General features: G+C 71.3%; 10 protein-coding genes. 3 read left to right on the plus strand and 7 right to left on the minus strand.

Annotation, left to right across the window (positions count from 1 at the left end; translation table 11 throughout):
- Both AIIKEEIJ_RS09770 and AIIKEEIJ_RS09775 read left to right on the plus strand, forming a co-directional pair.
- On the plus strand, nt 1–256 hold a 256-nt coding region (locus AIIKEEIJ_RS09770), incomplete at its 5' end, for an amidase family protein (RefSeq protein ID WP_274386652.1).
- Between the two features lie 5 nt (nt 257–261).
- On the plus strand, nt 262–828 hold the full coding sequence (locus tag AIIKEEIJ_RS09775) for a TetR/AcrR family transcriptional regulator (RefSeq protein ID WP_037201765.1): 567 nt from the start codon (nt 262–264) through the stop codon (nt 826–828).
- Nucleotides 829–859: 31 nt separating this feature from the next.
- Here the strand turns inward: AIIKEEIJ_RS09775 and AIIKEEIJ_RS09780 are convergent, their stop codons facing one another.
- The 6 genes from AIIKEEIJ_RS09780 to AIIKEEIJ_RS09805 all read right to left on the minus strand — a co-directional run bounded on the left by AIIKEEIJ_RS09780 (nt 860) and on the right by AIIKEEIJ_RS09805 (nt 6,006).
- Nucleotides 860–1,132 carry a hypothetical protein gene (locus AIIKEEIJ_RS09780; RefSeq protein ID WP_139311030.1) on the minus strand — a complete coding sequence of 91 codons (273 nt, stop codon included), beginning with the start codon at nt 1,130–1,132 and terminating at the stop codon, nt 860–862.
- A 136-nt stretch (nt 1,133–1,268) separates the two neighbouring features.
- Nucleotides 1,269–2,186 (minus strand): GTPase Era, encoded by a 918-nt coding sequence (gene era, locus AIIKEEIJ_RS09785; protein ID WP_006943889.1) that lies wholly within the window; start codon nt 2,184–2,186, stop codon nt 1,269–1,271.
- Nucleotides 2,187–2,256: 70 nt separating this feature from the next.
- Entirely contained in the window at nt 2,257–3,567 is a 1,311-nt protein-coding gene (locus AIIKEEIJ_RS09790) for a hemolysin family protein (RefSeq protein WP_029544339.1), read from the minus strand.
- Between the two features lie 24 nt (nt 3,568–3,591).
- Nucleotides 3,592–4,134: an rRNA maturation RNase YbeY gene (ybeY, locus tag AIIKEEIJ_RS09795; protein ID WP_006943887.1), complete on the minus strand. Its 543-nt coding sequence runs from the start codon at nt 4,132–4,134 to the stop codon at nt 3,592–3,594.
- Between the two features lie 67 nt (nt 4,135–4,201).
- A complete protein-coding gene (locus tag AIIKEEIJ_RS09800) occupies nt 4,202–5,269 on the minus strand; it encodes a PhoH family protein (RefSeq protein WP_006943882.1) in 1,068 nt (355 codons plus the stop codon).
- 62 nt (nt 5,270–5,331) lie between these two features.
- Nucleotides 5,332–6,006, minus strand: a complete 675-nt coding sequence (locus AIIKEEIJ_RS09805) for a TetR family transcriptional regulator (RefSeq protein ID WP_161995546.1) — start codon at nt 6,004–6,006, stop codon at nt 5,332–5,334.
- Nucleotides 6,007–6,133: 127 nt separating this feature from the next.
- Between AIIKEEIJ_RS09805 and AIIKEEIJ_RS09810 the strand changes: the two genes are divergently transcribed.
- Complete coding sequence (locus AIIKEEIJ_RS09810) at nt 6,134–7,708, plus strand: MFS transporter (protein WP_006943873.1); 1,575 nt, start codon at nt 6,134–6,136, stop codon at nt 7,706–7,708.
- A 4-nt stretch (nt 7,709–7,712) separates the two neighbouring features.
- On the opposite strand, the gene AIIKEEIJ_RS09815 is transcribed toward AIIKEEIJ_RS09810, so the two are convergent.
- The coding region (locus AIIKEEIJ_RS09815) for a prolyl oligopeptidase family serine peptidase (protein ID WP_161995547.1) at nt 7,713–8,014 on the minus strand (302 nt) is incomplete at its 5' end.

An 8,014-nucleotide genomic window follows, 5' to 3' on the forward strand; every position in this document is an offset into this window, starting at 1 on the left:
GGTGGTGGAGGCGATGGACGGCCTCGGGGGCTGGGCCACCGACAAGGTGATCACGGCCGCCTGCCCCTACACCTGGCCGTGGAACGTCCTGGGCTGGCCGAGCGTGAACATCCCGGCGGGCTTCACCGGATCGGGCCTGCCGGTCGGCGCCCAGCTCATGGGACACGAGAACGCGGAGCCCCTGCTGATCTCCCTCGCCGCCCAGCTCGAGTCGGAACTGCGCTGGGATCGTCACACGCCGCAGCGGTGGTGGTGACCTCGATGGGCACGGACGTCCGCGGCGCGATCGTGGCCGCGACCCTGCATCTGATCGGCACGGACGGCATCGCCGCGATCACCAACCGCCGCATCGCCGCCCGGGCGGGAGTCTCCCTCGGCTCGATCACCTACCACTTCCCCACCCAGTCCGACCTGCTGCGGTCGGCGCTGACGACGTTCGTCGCAGACGAGACCACGCGGTTGCGCGATCTGGCGGAGGACTACCGTGGTCGCGGACTGAGCCTGGCCGACGCCGCGGCACTCACCGGACAGGTCGCCGAGGACCTGTCGTTCTCGGCGGAGCGGATCGCGCCGTTCGAGCTCTACGTCCAGGCCGGCCGGGATCCACAGTTGCGGGAGGCGGCGGCCCGATGCTGGGCCGCCTACGACGCGCTGACCGTGACCATCCTCACCGAACTCGGTGTCCCCCGACCGGAGTCGGTCGCCCCGACCCTGGTCGCGACCATCACCGGACTCCAGCTGCGCCGCCTGGCCACCGGCGCCGCGCCCGACCTCTCGGCGGCGGTGCTGCAGCTGGTGCGCAGCACGGTGCCCGCCGCGGCGGACTGACCGCGGGCCGCACACGGGCCGCCGACACGGGTCAGGCCAGGGTCGCCACCACGAAGACCGCATACGCGACGAGCGCACTCCACGCGACGGCGTCGACGGCCCGGCGCGGGGCGCGCGTCGCGAACAGGGCCGACGCCGCGGCCAGCAGCATCCAGCACGCCGGATGGGCGTAGCGGATCGCGGCCGACTGCACGCCGGTCGTCTCGTCGGCTCGCGCGGGCACGACGAAGAGCCACAGCACGGCGAACGCCGACGAGGCGAGCGCAAGGAGGAGACCGAACGCGACGCGGTGACGCACGATCATGCCTCGCAGACCGCCTCCGGGGTCACCGGCCACGACCGCCTCCCGGGCGGACCCGACCGGTCGGCGCGAGCGATGCGGGAGAGGGCACTGCGCATCCCTTCCTGTCGGGGCCCTCCGACGACACCGCACGCGACGGTCAGAAGCCGAGGCGGCCGAGTTGCTTCGGATCGCGCTGCCAGTCCTTGGCGACCTTCACGTGCAGATCGAGGTAGATCTTCACCCCGAGCAGCTTCTCGATCTGGGAGCGGGCAGCGGTGCCCACCTCACGCAGGCGGGCGCCGCCCTTGCCGATCACGATGCCCTTCTGGCTCGGCCGCTCCACGTACAGCAGCGCATGCACGTCGAGCAGCTCGCCCTGCTTCTCGGTGCGACCCTCCCGCTCGGTGATCTCCTCGATCACCACCGCGAGCGAGTGGGGCAGCTCGTCGCCGAGTCCCTCGAGTGCGGCCTCCCGGATCAGCTCGGCCATGAGCGTCTCCTCGGGCTCGTCGGTCAGTTCGCCGTCGGGATAGAACGCCGGCCCGGGTTCCATGTGCGAGGCGAGGACGTCGATGAGGACCTCGAGCTGCTCGCCCGAGGTGGCGGACACGGGCACGACGTCCACGTCCGGTCCGAGCAGCTCGGAGACGGCGAGCAGCTGCGGCGCGATCCGCTCCTTGCTCACCTTGTCGATCTTCGTGACGATGCCGATCAGCTTCGTGCGCGGGGCGACCTGCCGCACCTGTTCGACGATCCAGCGGTCGCCGGGGCCGATCTTCTCGTCGGCCGGGATGCACACGCAGACCGCGTCGACCTCCGAATAGGTGTCGCGCACCAAGTCGTTGAGCCGCTGCCCGAGCAGCGTCCGCGGCCGATGCAGGCCGGGGGTGTCCACGAGGATGATCTGTGCGTGTTCACGGTGCACGATGCCCCGGATGGTGTGCCGGGTGGTCTGCGGACGCGACGAGGTGATCGCAATCTTGCTGCCCACGAGCGCATTCGTCAGCGTCGACTTCCCGGTGTTGGGCCGTCCGACGAAACACACGAAGCCGGAACGGAAGTCGGGGTCGGTCATACGAGCTCCTCGTCTGCGGTGCCGGCGGTGCGGATCGGCACGGTGGGTGTCGTTGCGTCGACAGCCGCGGTCACCCGTCGACCGATTCCTCGGCGGCGGTCTCGGCCGTCTCCGTCGCGGGGACCCGTTGCACGTACACGGTGTTGATGCGGACCCGGCCCCGGGCGTCGCGGCCGCCCTCGCCGCGCAGCCGCAGACCGTGGGTCTCCACTTCGGAACCCGGCAACGGTACCCGGCCGAGCACGAACCCGAGCAAACCGCCGACTGTGTCGACCTCGATGTCGTCGAGCGCAACGTCGAACAGGTCACCGAGGTCCTCGACGGGCAACCGCGCGGAGACCCGGAAGGTGTCATCGCCGAGATCCTCGACGGGCGCGATCTCTCCGGTGTCGTACTCGTCGGCGATCTCGCCGACGATCTCCTCGATGATGTCCTCGATGGTGACCAGCCCGGCGATGCCGCCGTACTCGTCGACGAGCAGCGCCATGTGGTTGCGGTCGCGCTGCATGTCGGCCAGCAGATCGTCGAGGCGCTTGGAATCCGGCACGAACACCGCCGGGCGCATCACCTCGGCGACGGTCACGCTCCGGCCGCCGTCGCGCGAATAGTAGGTCTGCTGCACCAGGTCCTTGAGATACACGACGCCGCGGATGTCGTCGACGTTCTCGCCGATCACCGGGATGCGGGAGTGCCCGCTGCGCACCGCGAGCGACGTCGCCTGGCCGGCGGTCTTGTCCACCTCGATCCACACCATCTCGGGGCGCGGCACCATCACCTCGCGTGCGGTGGTGTCACCGAAGTCGAACACCGACTGGATCATTCGCCGTTCCTCGGCGGCGACGACGCCGCGCTCCTGCGCCATGTCCACCAGCTCGCGCAGTTCGATCTCGTTGGCAAACGGCCCGTTCCGGAATCCCCGGCCGGGGGTGATCGCGTTGCCGATCAGGATCAGCAGCCGGCTCAGCGGGCCGAGCAGGACACCGATCACGCGCAACGGCACGGTCCCGGCCAGGGCGATGGGGTACGCGTGCTGGCGACCGAGGGTTCGGGGGCCCACGCCGATCACCATGTAGTCCACGAGCACCATGATCACGGCGCTGGCGACCAGCGCCCCGGTGTGGCCCATCCAGTCGAGCAGCGCCGCCACCAGCACCACCGTCGCGGTGATCTCGCACAGGATGCGCAGCAGCACCATGAGATTGACGTACCGCGGCCGGTCCTCGAGGATCACCAGCAGCTTCTGCGCGCTGGGCCGCTCGCCCTTGGCGAGTTCCTCCACGCGGGCCGGGGAGACGGTGTTCAGCGCCGAGTCGACCGCCGCGAACAGCCCGCCGAGCGCCACCAGCACGACGGCGACGACGACGAGCGCGGGGGCGCTCACGCCAGTGCTCCGATCACGAGGCCGCTACCGCTCGGTCGGGTCGAAGAAGCCGGCCTTGCCGAGGAGCTGCTGATCGCGGGCCGCGAGCCTGGCCTCGTGCTCGGCGCGCCGCAGTTCCTCGTACCACTCCTCGAGGAGCTGGTTCTGCAGACCGAACATCTCCTTCTCCTCGTCGGGCTCGGCGTGGTCGTACCCGAGCAGGTGCAGCATCCCGTGGACCGTGAGCACGGCGAGTTCGTGCGCGAGCGAATGGCCGGCCTTCTCGGCCTGTTCCGCGGCGAAGGACGGGCACAGCACGATGTCGCCGAGCATCGAGGGGCCGGGCTCGGGGGCGTCGGGGCGGCCGCCGGGCTCGAGTTCGTCCATGGGGAAGGACATCACGTCGGTGGGGCCGGGCAGGTCCATCCAGCGCATGTGCAGATCGGCCATGGTGTCGGAGTCGACGAGCACCATCGACAGTTCCGCGGCCGGATGCACGTCCATCCGGGCGATGACGAACCGCGCGATGTCGATCAGGTCCTCCTCGGCGACGTCCATCCCCGATTCGTTCGAGATCTCGATGCTCATCTGTGGCATTCCTTCTGGGCAAATGCGGACACGGCGGGTACGAGACGGGCGGGGCCCTCGGTCACGGTCACCGGCGCGGCACCCGGCTCTGGGCTGCTGCCCGCCGCTGGGCCCGGTTGCCCATGGCGACGCCGGCCGGCCGATCGGCCTCGAAACGCTCGTAGGCGTCGACGATGTCGGAGACGAGCCGGTGCCGCACCACGTCGCTGCTGTCGAGGACGGCGAAATGGATGCCGTCGATGCCCTCGAGGATCTCGGCGGCGGCCGCCAGGCCGGAGCGGGCACCGCCGGGCAGGTCCACCTGCGTGGTGTCGCCGGTGACGACGATCTTGGAACCGAAGCCGAGACGCGTCAGGAACATCTTCATCTGCTCGGCGGTGGTGTTCTGCGCCTCGTCGAGGATGATGAACGCGTCGTTGAGGGTGCGTCCGCGCATGTACGCCAGCGGCGCGACCTCGATGACCCCGGCCTGCATCAGCTTCGGGATGGCTTCCGGGTCCATCATGTCGTGCAGCGCGTCGTGCAGCGGGCGCAGGTACGGGTCGATCTTCTCGTGCAGCGTGCCCGGCAGGAAGCCGAGTCGCTCCCCGGCCTCGACGGCGGGCCGGGTGAGGATGATGCGGGTGACCTGCTTCGACTGCAGCGCCTGCACGGCCTTGGCCATGGCGAGGTACGTCTTGCCGGTGCCCGCGGGCCCGATGCCGAACACGATCGTGTTGGTGTCGATGGCGTCGACGTAGCGCTTCTGGTTGAGGGTCTTGGGCCGGATGGTCTTGCCGCGCCGGGACAGGATGTCGAGGCTGAGGACGTCGGCCGGCGAGTCGGACAGACCCTGCGTGAGCATGCCCACGGTGCGGCGCACCGCGTCCGGGGTCACCGCCTGCCCGCGTCCGACGAGGGTGACGAGCTGCCCGAGCACCCGTTCCGCGAGCGCGACGTCCGCCGGCGCGCCGGTGAGGGTGACGGAGTTGCCGCGTACGTGGATGTCCGCACCGAGGGCCCGTTCGAGGGCGATGAGATTCTCGTCGGCCGAGCCGAGCAGCGGCGCCGCAGCTTCGGGCGGCAGGTCCAGGTGGGAACGGACGGTGGTCCGTTCGGCGTTCCCGGTGTCTCGGGTGTCGTCTGGTTCACTCACGTGGACGGTACGGCCTGCTTTCGGTTCGTCTCGCGCACGACGGGCGTCGTGACGATGCCAGTCTAGCGCCGGGCGTCCCCGCGCCCCACCGCATTGCCGCCCGGGCCGTGCGCCGCGCGCCGATCCCGCTGCGCTCGCTGGGCCCGCTGGACGACGTCGACGGCCCGCTCCGGCGGGACCCCCATGAGGACGAGGGCGGCCAGGGCGACGGTCTCCCCGGCGTCGTGCACCACCCCGAGATTGGCCTGCTCGAGGGTCGCCATGGTGAGCCCCTCGAGCATCCCGACGAGGACGACGGCCGGAAGGTAGGCGGAGAACACCCCCGACCGGCAGCCCCGCTCCACGATCGCGAGGGTGCGGGCGCGCAGCGGGGCGATGAGTTCGCCGATGCGCTCGTCGCCGACCTCCTTGCGCGCGAAGGACAGCAGCACGCGGAAGCGGTCACCGACGGGCCAGGTCATCAGGGCCGCGACGGCGAGCGCCAGGTCGGGCTCCTCGGGGTCCGGCCGGTCGACCGCGGCGGCGAGCGCGGCAGCCGCCTCCTCGGCGATGCCGTCGACGAGCGCCTCGCGGTTCGGGAAGTGGGCATAGACGGTGCGGCGCACCACGCCGGCGGCCTGCGCGACGTCGTCCATGCTGGCGTCCGGGTCGGCGGCGAAACACCCCATCGCCGCCTCGAGGATCCGGGCTCGGTTCCCGCTCGTCCGCCGCCGCGGCCCCCGGACCGGTTCCGCCACGCTGACACCTTCTTCCGCCGCCGGGTGTGACGTCCGTCAACTTTACTTGCACACACGTGTGCAAATTTCTAACTTGCACAGTGTTGTGCAAATTACTGCCGATGCCCGCATCCCGTGAGGAGCGCCGATGACCTCGATCCTGACCCGCTCGACCGCAGATCCCACCCGCCCGTATCCGCGACGGTGGGCCGGCCTCGCCGTGCTCTGCCTGAGCCTGCTGATCGTCGTGATGGCGAACACCGCGCTGATCGTCGCGGCGCCGAGCATGCTGCGCGAACTGCGGCTCACCAGCACCGACATGCAGTGGGTGATCGACGGCTACACCGTCCCCTACGCCGCGCTGATGCTGCTCGCCGGCGTCCTCGGCGACCGCTACGGCCGGCGGCGCGCCCTCCTCGCCGGCCTGGCCGTCTTCGCCGCGGGGGCCGTGTTCGGCAGCCTCGCCGGCACCGCGACCGAGGTGATCGTCGCCCGCATCACCATGGGGGTCGGCGCCGCGGTGATCATGCCCGCGACCCTGTCCCTGCTCGTCGCCATGTTCCCGGCCTCGGAACGGCCCCGCGCCATCGCCGCCTGGGCCGCGACCTCCGGACTGGCGATCGCGCTCGGCCCGTTGCTCGCGGGCTGGCTGCTCGAACAGCACGCGTGGGGTTCGACCTTCCTCATCAACGTGCCGATCGCGGCGTTCGCCGCGGTCGCGGCGCTCGCGCTGGTGCCGCCGTCCCGGGCCGAGCACCTCACCCGTATCGACTGGGCCGGCGGCGCCCTGTCCGTGGCGGCCGTCGGCGCCCTGGTCTTCGGCATCATCGAGGGCTTCCACTTCGGTTGGAACGCAACGTCGCTCGGATCCCTGGCGGTCGCGGCCCTCGCCGGTGCCGCGTTCGTCGCCTGGGAACTGCGCCACCCGCAGCCGCTGCTGGACCTCGGGCGGGTCACCGACCGTTCCGTCGGCGGCGCGTGCCTGTCCGTGCTGCTGCTCTTCCTCGCGTCGTTCGGGGCGATCTACTTCGTGGCGCAGCACTTCCAGTTCGTGTTCGGCTACAGCCCCCTCGACACCGGTCTGCGCCTGCTCCCCCTGGCCGGGGCCGTGTCGATCGGATCGGCCGTGAGCGGGCGGCTGGCCCCACGCCTCGGCGCCCGCGTCGCGATCGGTGCCGGAACGGCCGTCGCCGCGGCCGGCGTCCTCGCTCTCGCCCTCGTCGACGACGGTTCCGGATACGGGCTGTTCCTCGTCTCGCTCGTGCTCCTCGGCCTCGGCATCGGGCTGGCCGCACCCCCGGCCACGGACCTCGTGATGAGCGGATTCCCCGAGTCCGACCTCGGCGCCGCAGGGGGCCTGAACGACACCGCGGTCGAGCTCGGCGGATCCCTCGGCATCGCCGTGCTGGGCTCGGTGCTGGCCACCACCTACCAGCGCGAGATCTCCGGATTCCTCACGGGACTGCCGCTCGCGACTCTCGACGGGCCGATGGCCGCCCAGGCCGACGCGGCCGTCGCTGCGGCGGGCGATTCGGTCGGCGGTGCGGCGATCGTCGCCGAGGAGCTGGCGAAGAACCCGTTCGTCTCCTCCTACGCCCAGCCGCTTCTCGACGCATCGGCCTCCGCCTTCTCGCAGGCGATCACGTCGGCGAGTCTCGTCGGCGGCCTTGCCCTGGCCGTCGGCGCCGTCGTCGTCGTCGCGGTCCTGCCCCGCCGCGGCTGAGCGCTCAGCCCGCCGAGCGCGCCCCCGAGCCCAGCGGTTCGGGGGCGAGCAGCAGGTCGCGCGACAGCGCCCAGCTGCGGGTCCGCTTGTCGAGGAACGCGAAGTGGTCCTCCCCGTCGACGACGTGCAGTTCCACCGGATCGCCCGCGGCGACCGCCGCCGCGGCATAGCGCTCGGCGACCTTCACCGGCACCTGGGCGTCCTCGGTGCCGTGCACGAGAGCGACCGGCACACCGATCGGCACCCGGTGCCGGGGCGACGCCGACCGGTACAACTCCGGATCCGCGTCGTAGGGCTGACCGAACA

Source organism: Rhodococcus sp. YH1, from assembly GCF_009939605.1.
In the GTDB taxonomy this organism is placed as follows: Bacteria; Actinomycetota; Actinomycetes; order Mycobacteriales; family Mycobacteriaceae; genus Rhodococcus; species Rhodococcus aetherivorans.

What these genes read in the sequence shown, in the direction of transcription:
- AIIKEEIJ_RS09775 (WP_037201765.1), top strand. Translation starts at nt 262, where the DNA reads ATGGGCACGGACGTCCGCGGCGCGATCGTGGCCGCGACCCTGCATCTG.
- AIIKEEIJ_RS09780 (WP_139311030.1), bottom strand. Translation starts at nt 1,132, where the DNA reads ATGATCGTGCGTCACCGCGTCGCGTTCGGTCTCCTCCTTGCGCTCGCC.
- AIIKEEIJ_RS09810 (WP_006943873.1), top strand. Translation starts at nt 6,134, where the DNA reads ATGACCTCGATCCTGACCCGCTCGACCGCAGATCCCACCCGCCCGTAT.
- ybeY (WP_006943887.1), bottom strand. Translation starts at nt 4,134, where the DNA reads ATGAGCATCGAGATCTCGAACGAATCGGGGATGGACGTCGCCGAGGAG.
- era (WP_006943889.1), bottom strand. Translation starts at nt 2,186, where the DNA reads ATGACCGACCCCGACTTCCGTTCCGGCTTCGTGTGTTTCGTCGGACGG.